Source organism: Pseudomonas sp. GW823-FHT06E10, from assembly GCF_058794995.1.
Genome location: NZ_JBXAHJ010000002.1, coordinates 187,981 through 207,358 on the forward strand (window position 1 = coordinate 187,981; position 19,378 = coordinate 207,358).

At 60.2% G+C, this 19,378-nt stretch carries 14 protein-coding genes and 1 pseudogene; 12 read left to right on the forward strand and 3 right to left on the reverse strand.

The genetic code is table 11. From position 1 onward, the window contains the following. Positions 1-29 precede the first annotated feature (29 nt). The gene (locus AC1Q6Y_RS03925) at positions 30-764 is read left to right on the forward strand and encodes a hypothetical protein (RefSeq protein ID WP_492624063.1); all 735 of its coding nucleotides are present in this window, start codon (positions 30-32) and stop codon (positions 762-764) included. Positions 765-826: 62 nt separating this feature from the next. Here the strand turns inward: AC1Q6Y_RS03925 and AC1Q6Y_RS03930 are convergent, their stop codons facing one another. Further along, positions 827-1,612 (reverse strand): hypothetical protein, encoded by a 786-nt coding sequence (locus AC1Q6Y_RS03930; RefSeq protein WP_492624064.1) that lies wholly within the window; start codon positions 1,610-1,612, stop codon positions 827-829. Between the two features lie 721 nt (positions 1,613-2,333). Between AC1Q6Y_RS03930 and AC1Q6Y_RS03935 the strand changes: the two are divergent. The 3 genes and pseudogenes from AC1Q6Y_RS03935 to AC1Q6Y_RS03945 all read left to right on the forward strand — a co-directional run. Then, positions 2,334-3,350: pseudogene (locus AC1Q6Y_RS03935) on the forward strand (methyl-accepting chemotaxis protein); the annotation flags it as partial. Between the two features lie 102 nt (positions 3,351-3,452). Then, a complete protein-coding gene (locus tag AC1Q6Y_RS03940) occupies positions 3,453-4,208 on the forward strand; it encodes a methyl-accepting chemotaxis protein (protein ID WP_492624134.1) in 756 nt (251 codons plus the stop codon). Between the two features lie 114 nt (positions 4,209-4,322). Then, positions 4,323-5,672, forward strand: a complete 1,350-nt coding sequence (locus AC1Q6Y_RS03945) for a CoA transferase (RefSeq protein ID WP_057713534.1) — start codon at positions 4,323-4,325, stop codon at positions 5,670-5,672. A 130-nt stretch (positions 5,673-5,802) separates the two neighbouring features. On the opposite strand, the gene AC1Q6Y_RS03950 is transcribed toward AC1Q6Y_RS03945, so the two are convergent. After that, complete coding sequence (locus AC1Q6Y_RS03950) at positions 5,803-6,666, reverse strand: DNA-3-methyladenine glycosylase family protein (protein ID WP_429520444.1); 864 nt, start codon at positions 6,664-6,666, stop codon at positions 5,803-5,805. Next, positions 6,663-8,090: an arginine-ornithine antiporter gene (gene arcD, locus AC1Q6Y_RS03955; RefSeq protein ID WP_154860421.1), complete on the reverse strand. Its 1,428-nt coding sequence runs from the start codon at positions 8,088-8,090 to the stop codon at positions 6,663-6,665. Before arcD (AC1Q6Y_RS03955) ends, AC1Q6Y_RS03950 begins: the two co-directional genes overlap by 4 nt. 444 nt (positions 8,091-8,534) lie before the next feature. Here arcD (AC1Q6Y_RS03955) and arcD (AC1Q6Y_RS03960) point away from each other — a divergent pair, with 444 nt between their 5' ends. The 8 genes from arcD (AC1Q6Y_RS03960) to gcvP all read left to right on the forward strand — a co-directional run bounded on the left by arcD (AC1Q6Y_RS03960) (position 8,535) and on the right by gcvP (position 19,292). Beyond that, on the forward strand, positions 8,535-9,962 hold the full coding sequence (arcD, locus tag AC1Q6Y_RS03960) for an arginine-ornithine antiporter (protein WP_057713531.1): 1,428 nt from the start codon (positions 8,535-8,537) through the stop codon (positions 9,960-9,962). A gap of 34 nt (positions 9,963-9,996) precedes the next feature. Then, positions 9,997-11,253, forward strand: a complete 1,257-nt coding sequence (gene arcA / locus AC1Q6Y_RS03965) for an arginine deiminase (RefSeq protein WP_340313167.1) — start codon at positions 9,997-9,999, stop codon at positions 11,251-11,253. A gap of 81 nt (positions 11,254-11,334) precedes the next feature. Further along, positions 11,335-12,345, forward strand: a complete 1,011-nt coding sequence (locus tag AC1Q6Y_RS03970; RefSeq protein ID WP_007974406.1) for an ornithine carbamoyltransferase — start codon at positions 11,335-11,337, stop codon at positions 12,343-12,345. A 184-nt stretch (positions 12,346-12,529) separates the two neighbouring features. After that, on the forward strand, positions 12,530-13,459 hold the full coding sequence (arcC, locus tag AC1Q6Y_RS03975; RefSeq protein ID WP_057713528.1) for a carbamate kinase: 930 nt from the start codon (positions 12,530-12,532) through the stop codon (positions 13,457-13,459). 63 nt (positions 13,460-13,522) lie between these two features. After that, positions 13,523-13,885, forward strand: a complete 363-nt coding sequence (locus AC1Q6Y_RS03980) for a DUF5064 family protein (protein WP_090457435.1) — start codon at positions 13,523-13,525, stop codon at positions 13,883-13,885. 218 nt (positions 13,886-14,103) lie between these two features. Next, entirely contained in the window at positions 14,104-15,612 is a 1,509-nt protein-coding gene (gcsR, locus tag AC1Q6Y_RS03985; protein WP_150813296.1) for a transcriptional regulator GcsR, read from the forward strand. Positions 15,613-16,044: 432 nt separating this feature from the next. Beyond that, a complete protein-coding gene (gcvH, locus tag AC1Q6Y_RS03990; RefSeq protein WP_007996035.1) occupies positions 16,045-16,428 on the forward strand; it encodes a glycine cleavage system protein GcvH in 384 nt (127 codons plus the stop codon). Between the two features lie 11 nt (positions 16,429-16,439). After that, complete coding sequence (gcvP, locus tag AC1Q6Y_RS03995; protein WP_492624065.1) at positions 16,440-19,292, forward strand: aminomethyl-transferring glycine dehydrogenase; 2,853 nt, start codon at positions 16,440-16,442, stop codon at positions 19,290-19,292. The last annotated feature ends 86 nt before the right edge of the window (positions 19,293-19,378 follow it).

Sequence of the window (19,378 nt, forward strand, 5' to 3'; positions counted from 1 at the left end):
ACGATGAACCCACACAATGAGAAGCTGACATGAATGTAAGTGCCGCTGCATCTTTTCAAGTTCCGTATCCGCAAACAGTGAAGGCGAACACGGAAAAATCCCAGCTTGAGAAAGTCGACATTCCGGTAATGGATGACAGGATAAGGTTGACCATCGAGAAACTCCGAGCTCCTCGAAGTGAACCTAGAAATCTCAGCAGCGAAAAACTGAATGAGGTGGAGGATTTCTTGAATACGCTCGAATCACTTAACGGGTTCTATGACCTACCCCCTCAGATAAAAAGCTTTAGATATTCAATGATCAGGCATCATGAATTCCAGGCAAATTTGATGCTCAAAAAAATGGAAGGGATTTACTCCGACTTCAAAAAAGACCTGCAAAACAAATGGTCTGGCCTGGCCCATAACGTAATGGGCTTCACCGTGGCCGAAGACGGTCAGTTGAAAGTCACTTCGCCCCCCGACACCCTGACTGCCAGGGATGAGGAAATATTGAACACCCTGTTGAACGAGGCCAAAGGCTTGCAACCCCTGACCCTCAAGCACGCCAAGACCGTAATCGAGTTGATTCAGCTGGATAAGCCACAGTTCGAGGGCAAGGTGAATCTGGACCTGAGCAACTTCCACAAGATGATTGACTATGGATTATTGCTGAACAAAGGTGCTCTGGACCTGGGAAGTTCAGACTCCTGGCTGGATCAATTGCATAAAAAAGCCGAAAAGGACCCGAGCGAGAGAAAGCAGGGACTGCACATCGAGGCCTGATCGTTTGAAAAAAAGCCCGGCAAAGCGGTGTACATCACCGCATTGCCGGGAATATGCCGGATCTAGTTATGCAACATGTTTTGATAGCATATCTGAGCGAATGAAACGTTCGGCACGTTGTGACCGCCCACCCCCGACGCCTCTTTGTCTTGAACCTGAATCGACCAATATCCCAGGTTGTATTCGACCTCCCACTTATAGCGATACTTGCCACTGCTGGTCCAGAAAGGATCAGACTTCAACTGGCCATAGCACCTGCCCAACTCAAGGGCTTGCGCGGCGCTACCAGTGCTGTCCGTTATAAGGTCGAACCTTTCGTCATCCCCCCCCTTGTTCAATATCAAGGTAGCTTTAGCGCCTTCGAGCGGCTGCCCTGTCGAATCCCTCAATCGGACCGACCAGTTCAGGACTCTGTAGGCCTGCGTGGTCGCCCAGTACAGCGGCAGCTCACCGGCATCGCCCCGGACGCGACTGTCGGCGTAGTAAGGTGCAGAACCAAACTCAAGCGTGTAGATATCACCCGCCACGAACGGGGCGGACGGTTTCTTCGAGATGCGAACCTGAACTTCCTGATTCGGCTGCAAACCAGAAACCGTTAAGGGTGTACCCCAAGGGATTACGGCCCAGTTTCCATCGCGATTGTATTCCAGCGTCAATGGCCCGCCCTTCGTCCCGCTCGCACGGATCCACACATCCTGCCCCCGCACCGTCATGAAGCTGTATTGCTTCACATCCGTTTCGTCAGCCAGACTTTCCTTGAGGGTGTTCAGCTTGTCCGGCAGTACCGTGGCCGCCGAGGGAATTTGAGAGGCAATACCCGAAATAGCTGCCGAGTTCAGAAAAGACATGGCAGGAGCCGCGCCTGCCGCCAACAACATCCCCCAAATCAACAACACCGAGCGCAACCCGGTCCTTTTAAAGCAAGTAATCCACATAGAGTCTTCTCATTATTTTCTGTCAGATGCCGAAAGCCAAAGCTTCCGGAAGTGTTCCACCGAGGTGGCATCTGCATTGAAACGTCCTGCCGTTTATGAGAAGCGGTACATATGTATTTTGTGAATTTCATTCAGGCGCTTCGAGACCGGCGTCCCTGATGCCCCCTGAATTCACCCCGCGCTTTTTCCTCTTTTTATCCCCATTTTCGGCACATTTTTCTGCGCAAACGTTCAACAACTACCGCTCGTCGGGTTGCCCCTCATGTAACCTCTTCGCCACGCCGATGTGCATTGATCGGCGCTAAATGGATTTAGCGAGTGAGCCAAAACGGCCCACAGCCAACACTTCATCCATTCGCGAGCTCGCCCTATGTTCGACTCACTGTCCATTCGCCTGAAAATCGTCCTGCTGTCCGGTCTGTGCCTGCTGGGCGTAGTCGCCTTGATAGTGGGTATGAACATCTACCAGACCAATCAGAACGATGATCTGGTCAGCGATTCCAGCAGCAGAATGCTTACCGCCAGCGTGCAGGACCTGCTCCAGGCCAAGGCCGCCGAGCAGGCGGTGCGGGTGCAGAAGACGTTCGGTGAAACCCTGACGGTGGTGACCGCCCTCGCGGACCAGATCCAGGACATGCGCAACCTGGCCGCCAAACGCTCCCTCGAGCCCGGCATCTTGCGAGAAGAGTTGAACCAGAGCCTGAAAACCGCCTTCGAGCGCAACAGCAAAGTGCTGGGCATTTGGCTGGCGTTCGAACCCAATGGGCTGGACGGCAAGGACAGCGAATTCGTCAATGACGCCGCCCGCCAGTCCAACGAGATCGGCCGTTTCGCCACGTACTGGAGCCGCGCCGGGGGTGAGTCGCTGAACACGATCATGGTCGAAGAAGACATGACCAAAACCACCCTGAACCTCAGCGGCACGCCGTACAACGTCTGGTACACCTGCCCGCGGGACAGCAAGCGCATCTGCCTGCTCGACCCGTATGCCGATACCGTCGGCAACAAGGAAATGTTGATGACCACCATTTCCGTACCGCTGCTGGTAGATGGCAAGTCCATCGGCGTGGTCGGCATCGACATCGCCCTCGACGCCCTGCAAGCGGCGGCGGTCGACTCCCAGCGCGACCTGTTCAACAGTGCCGGGCACATGCTCATCGTTTCCGGCACTGGCGTACTGGCCGCCTACAGTGTCGACGCCGGCAAAGTCGGCAAGAACATCGGCGACACCCTGGGCGGCGATGGCAAGGACATCCTGCAGTTGCTCACTAGTGGCGCGCCGAAGATTCTCCAGCAAGGCGACCTGATCCGCGCGGTGTACCCAGTCAGTCCGATTGCCGATGCCAAGGCCTGGGCCGTGGTGATCGACCTGCCCAAGCAAGTGCTGCTGGCCGACTCAGTGAAACTGCAAGCGGTACTCGACGATGCTCAGCAAAGCGGCACGATCAAGGCACTGTCGGTGGCAGTGATTGCCGGTGTGATCGGTCTGCTGCTGATGTGGCTTACCGCGTCCGGCGTGACCCGCCCGATCAACAGCGTGGCCGACATGCTCAAGGCGATTGCCAGTGGGGACGGCGACCTGACCCAGCGCCTGCACTACAGCAAGAAGGACGAGTTGGGCGAACTGGTGAGCTGGTTCAACCGCTTCCTCGACAAGCTGCAACCGACCATCGCGCAGATCAAGCAAAGCATCACCGATGCCCGTGGCACGGCCGACCAGTCTTCGGAAATCGCCCGCCAGACCAGTGAAGGCATGCAGGTGCAGTTCCGCGAAATCGACCAGGTCGCCACCGCGTCCAACGAAATGAGCGCCACCGCCCACGATGTCGCCAACAGCGCCTCGAACGCGGCCAACGCGGCGAAAGGTGCCGACCAGTCGGCCCGCGACGGCATGCAAATCATCGAGCGCAGCACCCGCGACATCAATCAACTGGCCGAAGAAGTCAGCAAGGCTGTGACCGAAGTCGAAGCCCTCGCGGTCAACAGCGAGCAGATCGGTTCGGTGCTGGAGGTGATTCGCAGCATCGCCGAACAAACCAACCTGCTGGCGCTCAACGCCGCCATCGAAGCCGCCCGTGCCGGTGAAAGCGGTCGTGGTTTTGCGGTGGTCGCCGATGAAGTGCGCAACCTGGCCAAACGCACCCAGGACTCGGTGGAAGAAATTCGCCTGGTGATCGAACGCATCCAGAGCGGCACCCGCGACGTGGTCGCCACCATGCACTCAAGCCAGACCCAGGCCCACAGCAACGCCGGGCAGATCCAGCAGGCCGTCCAGGCCTTGGGCAAGATCAGCGATGCGGTTACCGTGATCAGCGATATGAACCTGCAAATCGCCAGCGCCGCCGAACAGCAAAGCGCCGTCGCCGAAGAGGTCAACCGCAACGTCTCGGCGATCCGCACCGTCACCGAAACCCTGACCAGCCAGGCCACCGAATCGGCGCAGATCAGCAGCCAGCTCAACTCCCTGACCACCCACCAGATGAAGTTGATGGATCAGTTCCGCGTTTAAAGAACCTACCGAAGATCCCCTGTGGGAGCGAGCAAGCTCGCTCCCACAGATGGATTTCATCTGACCTCAGGTTTTTTGATCTAAGATCGGGCTCTCGCTCCGGAGGGCTCTTCAATGACTGATCTGCTCACGTCCATTCAAGCCGCACTCGGTTTGCCTCACACCCCGATTCCATTCACGTCCAGTGGCGCCCTGCCCTCGGCGTTTGCCGTCACTGATCTGGCCTGCGCCAGCATGGCCGTCGCCGGCCAGGCTGCCAGCGAACTGCTGCACCAACAAACCGGGCGCCTGCCCGACCTTGAAGTTGACCGACGCCTGGCGTCATTCTGGTTCGCAACCTCGATTCGCCCGCTTGGCTGGAGCGTTCCGCCGTTGTGGGACCCGATCGCGGGTGACTACGCCACCCGCGATGGCTGGATTCGCCTGCACACCAACGCGCCCCATCACCGCGCCGCTGCCGAAAGCGTGCTCGGTGCCTGTACCGACCGCGCAACGATGGCCGACAAAGTGGCTCGGTGGGCGAAAAGCGATCTGGAGCAGGCTGTGGTCGATGCCGGTGGCTGTGCCGCCGAAATGCGCACCTGGGAACAATGGCAGGTCCATCCTCAAGGCCAGGCAGTAAACGCCGAACCCTTGATTCAATTCGCCAACCACCCAAGCCAGAGCCGCCAACCGTGGACAGGTTCTGTGGCTCGACCACTGGCTGGCATCAAGGTGCTGGACTTGACCCGGGTACTGGCCGGCCCCATCGCCAGTCGCTTTCTGGCAGGCCTGGGCGCCGATGTCCTGCGCATCGATCCGCCGACCTGGAACGAACCTGGAGTGGTGCCGGAAGTCACCTTGGGAAAACGCTGTGCGCGTCTTGATCTGAACGACAAGTCCGACCGCGCCGTATTCGAATGCCTGCTCAAGGACGCCGACATTCTGCTTCATGGTTATCGTGCCGATGCGCTGGAACGACTTGGACTGGGCATGAATGAGCGCCGGCAACTGAACCCGGGCCTGATCGATGTTTGTCTAAACGCCTATGGCTGGAGCGGCCCCTGGCAAAATCGGCGGGGCTTCGACAGCCTGGTGCAGATGAGCAGTGGCATTGCCGAAGCGGGCATGCGCTGGAAGCAGTCGGACAAACCGACGCCATTGCCGGTGCAGGCCCTCGATCACGCCACCGGGTATCTGATGGCGGCCAGTGCGATCCGGTTGCTGGCACAGCGGTTGAGCGATGGTATCGGGGGTTCGGCGCGATTGTCGTTGGCGCGTACGGCGAGGTTGTTGATCGAGCATGGGGCGGGGACGAGTGAAGCGTTACGTGCGGAAGATGAGCAGGATCAGGGGTTGATGGTGGAGCAGACACCCTGGGGACCGGCGCATCGGTTGCAGGCGCCTCTGAAGATCACAGGAACGCCTCTGCAATGGACCTTGCCCGCGACTGAACTGGGTTCACATCCCGCACAGTGGTGGTGACAGTCATATCGCCATCGCGAGCAAGCTCGCTCCCACAGTTGATCACGGTCGCTCGGAAGGTCTCGCTCACCTGTGGGAGCGAGCTTGCTCGCGATAGCGCCAGAAACAGCAGCACAAATCCCGGATCAGCTCAGTCCGCCCGACTCAAGGAAGTCCACAGCACCTGCGCCGCATAACCTCGATACGGCCGCCACCCTTCAGCCCGCTGCAACAGTTGCCTGGCTGTCACCGGCCCCCCCTCCAGCGCCGCCAACGCATTGATCAGCCCGACATCACCATTGGGAAACCCATCCATCTCCCGCAACTGTCGCAAGGCAATGTATTGCGCCGTCCAGTCACCAATCCCGTACAACGCCAGCAACCGCGCTACGCCCCCCTCCCGGCCGGGCTCAAACAATCGCGGATCATCGAGCAGTGCCTGAGCCACATCCGACAAGGTCCGGCCTCGGCTTTTCGGCATGCCCAGCGCTGCCAGATCTGCGCCTGCCAAAACGCTGGCCCGGGGAAAAACATGGGTCAATCCCGGTAGCGCTGAACTCAATGGCGTGCCGTACTGCTCTACCAGTTTCCCCGCCAGGCGGATCGCCGCCGCCACCGTAATCTGCTGCCCCAGTACCGCGCGGATCGCCAGCTCCAGCCCGTCCCACGCCCCGGGTACGCGCAGGCCCGGGCGTTCGGCAATCAACCGCGCCATCAGCGGATCAACCGCCAGGTGCCGGTGAATCGTGGACAGGTCGGCATCCAGGTCGAACATTCGCCGCACTCGCGCAACGATCTCAGGCACGGCAGCAGCCTCCGGAAAGTCCAGGGTCAGCTCAAGTGCATCGGATGTAGCAGGCTGGATCGAAAACGTACCGTGAACGCCATCCAGGTCGATGCTGCGCGAGTACACACCCTCGACCACCCTTTCCAGGCCCACGATCGCCCGCGCCGACAAGAACCCCAGGAGCGCCGGCCAGTCATAGGGCGGCTGGTACGCCAGCAACAACCTCACAGACTGAGCAACCCGCTGTACAACCCGTAGGCTGCCAGCCCCGCACCACCGATGACACAGGTGAAAATACCTTTCTCGACAACCGTGAACAGTGGCTTGCCCTGCTCATTACGAGCCTTGGCGAACAGGATCACACCCGGCGCATACAGCAGCGCCGACAGCAGCAAATACTTCAGGCCGCCGGCATACAGCAACCACACCGCGTAGCCCAGAGCGATGCCACCAATGAGCAGGTCCTTGACCCGCTCGGCGGGTGCCTGTTGATAGGTTTCACCCCGTGCGCACAACAACACCGCATAGGCTGCCGACCACAGGTACGGCACCAGAATCATCGAGGACGCCAGGTAAATCAGGCTGGTATAGGTGCCGGCGGAAAACAGGGTGATCAGCAGGAACAACTGGATCATCGAGTTGGTCAGCCACATCGCATTGACCGGCACATGGTTGGCGTTTTCCTTGGTCAGGAATGCCGGCATGGTCTTGTCTTTCGCCGTGGCGAACAGGATTTCGGCGCACAGCAACGCCCAGGACAACAAGGCCCCCAACAGCGAGATCGCCAGGCCGACGCTGATCAGCAACGCACCCCAGGGGCCGACGATATGTTCAAGCACTGCCGCCAGCGAGGGGTTCTGCAGTTTCGCCAGTTGCGGCTGGGTCATGATGCCCAGCGACAGCACGTTCACCAGCACCAGCAGTGCCAATACCCCAATGAACCCGATCACCGTCGCCCGGCCCACGTCGGAACGTTTCTCCGCCCGGGCCGAATAGACACTGGCCCCCTCGATACCGATGAACACGAACACGGTGACCAGCATCATGTGCCGAACCTGATCCATCACGCTGCCGAATTCCGGGTTGTTGCGCCCCCAGATGTCGGCGGTGAAGATATCCGCCTTGAACGCCACGGCGGCGATCACGATGAACATGATCAGCGGCACGATCTTGGCCACGGTGGTCACTTGATTGATGAACGCCGCCTCCTTGATCCCGCGCATCACCACAAAATGCACGGTCCAGAGCAGCACCGAAGCGCAGGCGATGGCGATCGGCGTGTTGCCTTCGCCAAACACCGGAACGAAATAACCGAGGGTGCTGAACAGCAGCACGAAGTAGCCGACGTTGCCCAGCCAGGCGCTGATCCAGTAGCCCCAGGCCGAAGAAAAACCCATGTAATCGCCGAACCCGGCCTTGGCATAGGCGTACACCCCGGAGTCCAGCTCCGGCTTGCGATTGGCCAGGGTCTGGAACACGAACGCCAGGGTCAACATGCCGACGGCGGTGATTGCCCAACCGATCAGGATCGCCCCGGCATCGGCCCTGGCCGCCATGTTCTGCGGCAGGGAAAAAATCCCGCCGCCGATCATCGACCCCACCACCAGCGCGATCAGCGCGCTCAGGCGAAGCTTGTTCGGTGATTGCGACATCGTTGCATCTCCATTTTTCGTTGGTGGGCGGCAACGGCCACGAGATCGTCAGATAACGGGCGCTAACTAAACTGATGAAGAGTAATAACGTTTATTGGATAACGCCAACCAGCCTCTTTTTTACTTGCACAAAATGGCTATTTTGGCACCGATATATTCATTTGTTTTATACGCACTTTTAATATGTCAACTCTGTACAAAAAACGCATAAACAAAACTTGCAGATTCGAAAACCCCAACTAGCGTCATAATTCGAAACAAATACAAAAAGTGCTAAAACAAACTTAAAAAGGCTCTAGAACAGGCATTACAGGCAGAAACACCGTAAATGATGGCACTCCGCCAACAAACTGGTAACACTCTCATTTAGTGATCTAAGTCAGCTGATTCAGCAGTCAACGGAATTAGTCTGTTGCCTCTCTTCTCCTGCATTGGAGTCATGCAATGTCTGAAGCTCCCGGAAAACTGAAACTCGGCGCGCTGGTTGCGTTAGTCGTGGGTTCGATGATTGGTGGCGGGATATTTTCCTTGCCACAAAACATGGCGGCCAGCGCGGATGTCGGCGCCATTCTGATCGGTTGGGCGATCACCGCCGTCGGCATGTTGACCCTGGCGTTCGTGTTCCAGACCCTGGCCAACCGCAAACCCGATCTTGATGGCGGGGTTTACGCCTACGCCAAGGCCGGGTTCGGCGACTACATGGGCTTCTCGTCCGCCTGGGGGTACTGGATCAGTGCCTGGCTGGGCAACGTGGGGTACTTCGTACTTTTGTTCAGCACCCTCGGCTACTTCTTTCCGATATTTGGGGAGGGGAATACCCCCGCTGCCGTGATCGGCGCCTCGGTGCTGCTGTGGGCGGTACATTTCCTCGTACTGCGAGGAATAAAGGAAGCAGCGTTCATCAACCTGGTGACCACTGTCGCCAAGATCGTGCCGCTGCTGCTGTTCATGTTGATTGCGTTGTTCGCCTTCAAACTGGACATCTTCACCGCCGACATCTGGGGCCTGAAGAACCCGGACCTGGGCAGCGTGATGGACCAGGTGCGCAAGATGATGCTGGTCACCGTGTGGGTGTTCATCGGCATCGAAGGCGCGAGCATCTTTTCGGCCCGGGCGGAAAAACGCAGCGACGTGGGTAAGGCCACCGTGATCGGCTTCGTCACCGTGCTGCTGTTTTTGGTCCTGGTCAACGTGCTGTCGTTGGGGATCATGACCCAGCCGGAACTGGCCAAACTGCAGAATCCGTCGATGGCCGCCGTGCTGGAGCACGTAGTCGGTCACTGGGGTGCGGTGCTGATCAGCGTCGGTTTGATCATCTCGTTGCTGGGGGCGCTGCTGTCGTGGGTGCTGCTGTGCGCGGAGATCATGTTCGCCGCCGCCAAGGACCACACCATGCCGGAGTTTCTGCGCAAGGAAAACGCCAACCATGTACCGGTCAACGCCCTGTGGCTGACCAACGCCATGGTGCAGGTTTTCCTGATCATCACGTTGTTCTCGGCCAGCACTTACCTGTCGCTGATCTACCTCGCCACCTCGATGATCCTGGTGCCTTACCTGTGGTCGGCAGCCTACGCCTTGCTGCTGGCGGTGCGTGGCGAAAGCTACGAAGGCGCCGCGGGCGAGCGGCAGAAGGATCTCATCATCGGCGCCGTGGCTCTGATCTACGCGGTCTGGCTGTTGTACGCCGGTGGCATCAAGTACCTGCTGCTGTCCGCCCTGCTCTACGCCCCCGGTGTGATCTTGTTCGCCAAGGCCAAGCTGGAAATCAACAAACCGGTTTTCACCAACGTCGAGAAGCTGATTTTCGCTACGGTGGTCGTCGGCGCCATGGTGGCGGCCTACGGTCTCTATGACGGCTTCCTGACTCTGTAAAACCCCTGTTTTTGTCATCTGGAGGATCACTGTAATGACCACGGAAAAAGTTAAGTACGGCGTCCATTCCGAGGCCGGCAAACTGCGCAAAGTCATGGTTTGCTCCCCAGGCCTGGCCCATCAGCGGCTGACCCCGAACAACTGCGATGAACTGCTGTTCGATGATGTGCTGTGGGTGGCCCAGGCCAAGCGCGACCACTTCGACTTCGTTACCAAGATGCGCGAACGCAACATCGATGTGCTGGAAATGCACAACCTGCTGACCGACATCGTCGCCATCCCCGAAGCCCTGGACTGGATTCTGGAGCGCAAGGTCACCGCCAACTCGGTGGGCCTTGGCCTGATCAACGAAACCGCCTCGTGGCTGCGCAGCCTGGAGCCGCGCAAGATCGCCGAGTTCCTGATCGGCGGCGTCTCAGGCGATGATTTGCCCTCCAGTTTCGGTGGCAAGGCCATCGAGATGTTCCGCGACTTCCTCGGCAACTCCAGCTTCATCCTGCCGCCGCTGCCCAACACCCAGTTCACCCGCGATACCACCTGCTGGATTTACGGTGGCGTCACCCTCAACCCGATGTACTGGCCGGCACGTCGTCAGGAAACCCTGCTGACCACCGCCATCTACAAATTCCACCCCGAGTTCACCAAAGCAGATTTCGAGATCTGGTACGGCGACCCGGACCTGGACCACGGTAACTCCACCCTTGAGGGTGGTGATGTGATGCCGATCGGCAACGGCGTGGTCTTGATCGGCATGGGCGAACGCTCGTCGCGCCAGGCCATTGCCCAACTGGCGGTGAACCTGTTCAAAAACAAAGCCGTGGAGAAAGTGATCGTCGCCGGCCTGCCGAAATCCCGCGCGGCGATGCACCTGGACACCGTTTTCAGCTTCTGCGATCGCGACCTCGTCACGATCTTCCCGGAAGTGGTGAACCAGATTGTCGCCTTCACCCTGCGTCCCGATGAAAGCAAGGCTGGCGGCATCGATATCCGCCGCGAGGAAACCAGCTTCCTCGACACCGTGGCCCAGGCCCTGAACCTCAAAGCGTTGCGCGTGGTGGAAACCGGCGGCAACAGCTTCGCCGCCGAACGCGAGCAATGGGACGACGGCAACAACGTAGTGGCCGTGGAGCCAGGCGTGGTCATCGGCTACGACCGCAATACCTACACCAACACCCTGCTGCGCAAGGCCGGTGTGGAAGTGATCACCATCAGCGCCGGCGAACTCGGCCGGGGTCGGGGCGGCGGCCATTGCATGACCTGCCCGATCATCCGCGACCCGATTGACTACTAACCTATTGCCTTGGACCGCGCTGCCCTCTACCCAAGGGCATGCGCAGGCCAAGGGGATTACCGACACCTTAGGAGATCCAAAATGGCGTTCAATATCCATAACCGCAATCTGCTGAGCCTGGAACACCACACCCCTCGCGAATTGCGCTACCTGCTCGACCTGTCCCGCGACCTCAAGCGTGCCAAGTACACCGGCACCGAACAGCAGCATCTCAAGGGCAACAACATCGCGCTGATCTTCGAAAAAACCTCGACCCGCACCCGCTGCGCGTTTGAAGTAGCAGCCTATGACCAGGGCGCCAACGTCACCTACATCGACCCGAACTCCTCGCAGATCGGCCACAAGGAAAGCATGAAGGACACCGCCCGCGTGCTCGGGCGCATGTATGACGCCATCGAGTACCGTGGCTTCAAGCAGGAAATCGTCGAGGAACTGGCCAAGTTCGCCGGGGTACCGGTGTTCAACGGCTTGACCGACGAATATCACCCGACGCAAATGATCGCCGACGTGCTGACCATGCGTGAGCACGCCGACAAGCCGATCCACGAGATCAGCTACGCCTACCTGGGCGATGCGCGCAACAACATGGGCAACTCGCTGCTGCTGATCGGCGCCAAGCTCGGCATGGACGTGCGCATCTGTGCGCCAAAAGCCCTGTGGCCGGCGGACGACCTGGTGGCGCGCTGCAAACAGTACGGCGAAGAAAGCGGTGCGCGCATTACTCTCACCGAAGACCCGAAAGCAGCGGTCAAGGGTGTGGACTTCATCCACACCGACGTCTGGGTGTCGATGGGCGAGCCGGTTGAAGCCTGGGCCGAACGCATCCAGCAATTGCTGCCGTATCAGGTCAACGCCGAACTGATGAAAGCCACCGGCAACCCGCGCACCAAGTTCATGCACTGCCTGCCGGCGTTCCACAACTGTGATACCAAAGTCGGCAAGCAGATTGCCGAGCAGTACCCGCACCTGAGCAACGGCATCGAAGTGACCGATGACGTGTTCGAGTCGCCGGCCTGCATCGCCTTCGAGCAAGCGGAAAACCGCATGCACACCATCAAGGCGATTCTGGTGTCAACGCTGGCTGATCTATAACGGCTGACTGGCTCCCACTGACGGAACACGGTCAATGTGGGAGCTGGCTCGCCTGCGATGGCAGCGCCGCGGTGCATCTGACAAACCGAGGCGATCCCATCGCGAGCAAGCTCGCTCCCACAGGATCGGGTTCCATCGACAGACCGAGTCGCCCGTTTACTTCTCTTTTAGAAGGACTAGCACCATGCGTATCGTCGTTGCTCTGGGCGGTAATGCCCTGCTCCGCCGGGGCGAACCCATGACCGCTGACAACCAGCGCGCCAACATCCGGATCGCCACCGAACAGATCGCCAAGATCCATCCCGGCAACCAACTGGTCATCGCCCATGGCAATGGCCCTCAAGTCGGCCTGCTGTCATTGCAGGCGGCGGCCTACACCTCGGTTTCGCCTTATCCGCTGGATGTGCTCGGTGCCGAAACCGAAGGCATGATCGGCTACATCATCGAACAGGAACTGGGCAATCTGCTGGACTTCGAAGTGCCCTTCGCGACCTTGCTGACCCAGGTCGAAGTCGATGCCAATGACCCGGCCTTCAAGAACCCGACCAAACCCATCGGCCCTGTCTATACCAAGGAAGAGGCCGAAGCACTCGCCGCCGAGAAAGGCTGGGCCATTGCCCCGGACGGCGACAAATACCGTCGCGTGGTCGCCAGCCCGAAACCGAAACGCATCTTCGAAATCCGTCCGATCAAATGGCTGCTGGAAAAAAGCAGCATCGTGATCTGCGCCGGCGGTGGCGGCATTCCGACCATGTATACCTCGCCCGGCAAACTCGAGGGCGTCGAAGCGGTCATCGACAAGGACCTGTGCTCGGCGCTGCTGGCTGAACAGCTTGAAGCCGATCTGCTGGTGATCGCCACCGACGTCAACGCCGCCTTCATCGACTTTGGCAAACCCACGCAGAAAGCCATCGCCCAGGCCCACCCCGACGAAATGGAAAAACTCGGCTTCGCCGCCGGCTCCATGGGACCGAAGGTGCAGGCAGCCTGCGAATTCGCGCGCCATACTGGGAAAGTCGCAGTGATCGGCTCGCTCTCGGACATCGAAGCGATCGTCCAGGGCAAGGCCGGTACGCGCATCAGTACGGCGACACCGGGCATCAGCTATCAGTAAACGAAACGGCGGGGCAGGCCTGGGGCCGGCCCTGATTCAAGATCTTTTGAAGGAGAGTCAACAATGGCAACGTTCGAGCCGGGTCACCTGCACATCGAGCGACACGCGCTGAACAAGGATGACGTCAGCTACAACATCTGCATCGACTATGAAGTCGCCCAGGACCCCAAGGAAGGCAAAGGGATGCAGTTCAAGATGCACGGCAGCATCCAGGGCAAGGACATGAGCGAGACGTTCTTCCTGCCCAAGGACATGGCCTACAACTTCGCCAGCAACGTCACCAAGATTGCCGAGAAGCACGGCATCCCGAAAACCCATAGCAACATCGGTTCGATCCACAAGCATTACGACGCCATGTTCGAGGACGTGCGGGTACAACTGAACATGAAATCGGGCGACCCGGTCAAACCCGAGCACCTGGAATAACCCCGGACTCTGTGAACACCACCGATCCCTGTGGGAGCGAGCTTGCTCGCGATAGCGGCCTGTCATCCATCATTGATGTTGACTGACACACTGCCATCGCGAGCAAGCTCGCTCCCACAGGGGGCGTTCGCTCAATTGAAGTCCGCGCAGGATTTCACCATTAGCCCGCCCCAAGGCATACTTGCCACCCTTCGCACTGCAGAACCCAAGACCGCCCCATGCGTATCCACGTCAGCTTCATCGACCGCGTCGGTATCACCCAGGAAGTCCTGGCCCTGCTCGGCGGGCGCAATCTGAACCTGGATGCGGTGGAAATGGTCCCGCCCAATGTTTATATCGACGCCCCGACGCTGAGCCCGCAAGTCCTCGAGGAACTGCGTGATGCCCTGTTCAGCGTGCGTGGCGTGCAAGCGGTGACGGTGGTCGACATCCTGCCCGGCCAGCGCCGGCACCTGCAGCTCGACGCATTGCTTGCTGCCATGACCGACCCGGTGCTGGCGCTGGACAGCGACGGCAAGGTGCTGCTGGCCAACCCGGCCCTGATCGCCCTGTACGGCCGCGAACCGGATGGTGAAAGCGTGGCCGACCTGTTTGCCGACCCGGCCTTGCTCGACACCCTGCTCGAACACGGCTTTCGCCTGCCGCTGCGGGAAATCACCGTCAACGGCCAGACCCTGTTGCTCGACGCCACACCGATCACCGACGCCGGCGCCCTGCTGACCCTGTACCAACCGAACCGCATCGGCGAACGCCTTTCCGCACTGCACCATGACCACGCCGAAGGTTTCGATGCCCTGCTCGGCGAGTCCCCGGTGATCCGCACCCTCAAGGCGCGTGCTCAGCGGGTGGCGGCCCTCGACGCACCGTTGCTGATCCAGGGCGAAACCGGCACCGGCAAGGAACTGGTGGCCCGCGCCTGCCACGCCATCAGCGCCCGGCACAGCGCACCGTTTCTGGCGTTGAACTGCGCGGCATTGCCGGAGAACCTCGCCGAAAGTGAACTGTTCGGCTACGCCCCCGGCGCCTTCACCGGCGCACAACGGGGCGGCAAACCCGGTTTGATGGAACTGGCCAACCAGGGCACGGTGTTTCTCGATGAAATCGGCGAGATGTCGCCGTATTTGCAAGCCAAATTGCTGCGTTTCCTCAACGACGGCAGTTTTCGCCGGGTCGGCGGTGACCGTGAGGTCAAGGTCAACGTACGGATCCTCAGCGCCACCCACCGCGACCTGGAAAAAATGGTCAGCGAAGGCCTGTTCCGCGAGGACCTGTTCTATCGCCTCAACGTCCTCAACGTCGAAGTGCCGCCCCTGCGCGAGCGCGGCCAGGACATTCTGCTGCTGGCTCGCTACTTCATGCAGCAGGCCTGTGCGCAGATCCAGCGACCGATCTGTCGCCTGGCGCCGGGCACTTATCCGGCGCTGCTGGGCAACCGCTGGCCAGGCAACGTGCGGCAATTGCAGAACGTGATCTTTCGCGCCGCGGCGATCTGCGAAAGCAGCCTGGTGGACATCGGCGATCTCGACATCGCCGGCACCTCGGTAGCCCGCCAGGGCGATCATGACGTCGACAGCCTGGAACAGGCCATGGACGAGTTCGAGAAAACCCTGCTGGAAAAACTCTACGCCAGCTACCCCTCGACCCGGCAACTCGCGACCCGGCTGCAAACCTCCCACACGGCGATTGCCCATCGGTTGCGCAAGTACGGGATTCCGAGCAAGGCCTGAGGCCTGACACCGAACAAACCTGTGGGAGCGAGCTTGCTCGCGATGGCGGTATTACATTCAACGTTTGTGTCGGCTGATACTCCCTCATCGCGAGCAAGCTCGCTCCCACAGGTTTTGTGTCCGGTGCGAAACCGCGCCAAAAACGACCTCCACCTGTACTGAAAGCGCTACAGCGGAACGATATCGCTACACACCTCTCCGATCACGGCTGTGCAAGGCTTTGATCCACCTCGGCTTTTATCCTTGACATATACCGTATCGATTTCGCTACAACGAGTGAATTTCAGCGTTTGTCGAAACCACCTAAATCATTGATCAATAACAATAAAAACAACGTTGGCCGCGTTCTTGCTATGTAGTCCTGCATAACCTGGGCAATGCCCAAGCCTTCAATCGCGTCCACCAGACGAGTCTGGCCCCTTAGGAGTTTCCATGAGCGAGTTGCGTTTTACTGAAGATCACGAATGGCTGCGCACCGAAGCTGACGGCAGCGTCACGGTCGGCATCACCGCTTTCGCACAGAACGCCCTGGGCGACGTGGTTTTCGTTCAACTGCCTGAGCTGCAGTCCTACGACAAAGGCGCCGAAGCCGCCACCGTGGAATCGGTAAAGGCTGCAAGCGGCGTGTACATGCCGCTGGACGGCGAAGTGCTGGAAGTGAACCCGGCGCTCGACAGCAGCCCGGAACTGGTCAACGAAGATCCGCTGGGCGAAGGCTGGTTCTTCCGTTTCAAACCAAGCGACGCCGCCGCTGTCGGCCAACTGCTGGATCAGGACGCCTACGACCGCCTGATCAAAGCCCAAGCCGAAGCCTGAGGAGCACCGACATGACCCAGATCAATTTGACTACCGCCAACGAATTCATCGCCCGTCACATCGGCCCGCGCGCCGGTGACGAGCAAGCCATGCTCAACAGCCTCGGTTTCGACTCCCTGGAAGCCCTGAGCGCCAGCGTGATTCCCGACAGCATCAAGGGCACCAGCGTCCTCGGCCTGGAAGATGGCTTGAGCGAAGCCGATGCCCTGGCCTTGATCAAGTCCATCGCGACTAAAAACCAGCTGTTCAAGACCTACATCGGCCAGGGCTACTACGGCACCCACACGCCGTCGCCGATCCTGCGCAACCTGCTGGAAAACCCGGCCTGGTACACCGCCTACACCCCATACCAGCCAGAAATTTCCCAAGGCCGTCTCGAAGCGCTGCTGAACTTCCAGACCCTGATCAGCGACCTCACCGGCCTGCCGATCGCCAACGCTTCCTTGCTCGACGAAGCCACCGCCGCTGCCGAAGCCATGACCTTCTGCAAACGCCTGAGCAAGAACAAAAGCAGCCACGCTTTCTTCGCCTCCGTGCATTGCCACCCGCAGACCCTCGACGTACTGCGCACCCGTGCCGAGCCTCTGGGCATCGACGTGGTGGTGGGCGACGAGCGTGAACTGAGCGACGTGACGCCGTTCTTCGGCGCTCTGCTGCAATACCCGGCAAGCAACGGTGACGTGTTCGATTACCGCGAGCTGACCGAACGCTTCCACGCCGCCAACGCCCTGGTAGCCGTGGCTGCCGACCTGCTGGCCCTGACCGTGCTGACCGCGCCGGGCGAATTCGGCGCCGACGTGGCCATCGGCAGTGCACAGCGCTTCGGCGTGCCGCTGGGCTTCGGTGGCCCACACGCGGCGTACTTCTCCACCAAGGACGCGTTCAAGCGTGACATGCCGGGCCGCCTGGTCGGTGTTTCCGTAGACCGTTTCGGCAACCCGGCCCTGCGCCTGGCCATGCAGACCCGCGAGCAACACATCCGTCGCGAGAAAGCCACCAGCAACATCTGCACCGCGCAAGTACTGCTGGCCAACATCGCCAGCATGTATGCCGTGTACCACGGCCCAAAAGGCCTGACGCAAATCGCCAATCGCGTGCATCACCTGACTGCAATCCTGGCCAAAGGCTTGAGCGCACTGGGCCTGAGCGTCGAGCAGGCGAGCTTCTTCGACACCCTGACGGTGAAGGCCGGCGCGCAAACCGCCGCCCTGCACGACAAGGCACACGCCCAGCGCATCAATCTGCGCGTGGTCGATGGTGAGCGCCTGGGCCTGTCCCTGGACGAAACCACCACTCAGGCCGACGTTGAAACCCTGTGGAGCCTGCTGTCCGACGGCAAGGCCCTGCCGGACTTCGCCGCCCTCGCCGCCTCGGTGCAGAGCGCCATCCCGGCCACGCTGGTGCGTCAGTCACCGATCCTCAGCCACCCGGTGTTCAACCGCTATCACTCGGAAACCGAGCTGATGCGCTACCTGCGCAAACTGGCGGACAAGGACCTGGCGCTGGACCGCACCATGATCCCGCTGGGTTCGTGCACCATGAAACTCAACGCCGCCAGCGAAATGATCCCGGTGACCTGGGCCGAGTTCGGTGCCCTGCACCCGTTCGCCCCGGCCGAGCAAAGCGCTGGCTACCAGCAACTGACCGACGAGCTGGAAGCGATGCTCTGCGCTGCCACCGGTTATGACTCGGTGTCCCTGCAACCGAACGCCGGCTCCCAGGGTGAATACGCAGGTCTGCTGGCGATCCGTGCCTACCACCAGAGCCGTGGCGAAGACCGTCGCGACATCTGCCTGATCCCGTCGTCGGCCCACGGCACCAACCCGGCCACCGCACAAATGGCCGGCATGCGCGTGGTCGTCACCGCGTGCGATGCCCGTGGCAACGTCGACATCGAAGACCTGCGCGCCAAGGCCATCGAGCACCGCGAACACCTCGCCGCGCTGATGATCACCTACCCGTCGACCCACGGCGTGTTCGAAGAAGGGATCCGCGAAATCTGCGGCATCATTCATGACAACGGCGGCCAGGTGTACATCGACGGCGCCAACATGAACGCCATGGTCGGCCTCTGTGCCCCGGGCAAGTTCGGCGGCGACGTTTCGCACCTGAACCTGCACAAGACCTTCTGCATTCCCCACGGTGGTGGCGGCCCGGGCGTCGGCCCGATCGGCGTGAAGTCGCACCTGGCGCCATTCCTGCCGGGCCACGCACAGATGGAGCGCAAGGAAGGCGCCGTTTGCGCGGCACCGTTCGGCAGCGCGAGCATCCTGCCGATCACCTGGATGTACATTCGTATGATGGGTGGCGCGGGCCTCAAGCGTGCTTCGCAGCTGGCGATCCTCAATGCCAACTACATCTCCCGTCGCCTGGAAGAGCACTATCCAGTGCTGTACACCGGCAGCAACGGCCTGGTGGCGCACGAGTGCATCCTCGACCTGCGCCCACTGAAAGACAGCAGCGGCATCAGTGTCGATGACGTCGCCAAGCGTCTGATCGACTTCGGCTTCCACGCGCCGACCATGTCGTTCCCGGTGGCAGGCACGCTGATGATCGAGCCGACCGAAAGCGAATCCAAGGAAGAACTGGACCGCTTCTGCGACGCCATGATCCGCATCCGCGAAGAAATCCGCGCAGTGGAAAATGGCACGCTGGACAAGGACGACAACCCGCTGAAAAACGCGCCGCACACCGCCAAGGAACTGGTTGGCGAGTGGTCGCACCCGTACAGCCGTGAACAAGCGGTTTACCCGGTTGCGTCGCTGATCGAAGGCAAGTACTGGCCACCGGTCGGTCGCGTCGACAACGTGTTTGGCGACCGCAACCTGGTCTGCGCCTGCCCGTCGATCGAAAGCTACGCTTAAACCAATGAGGGGGCGGATTGATCCGCCCCCAATTTCCAGAACACCCCACAACCCTGTGGGAGCGAGCTTGCTCGCGATGACGGACT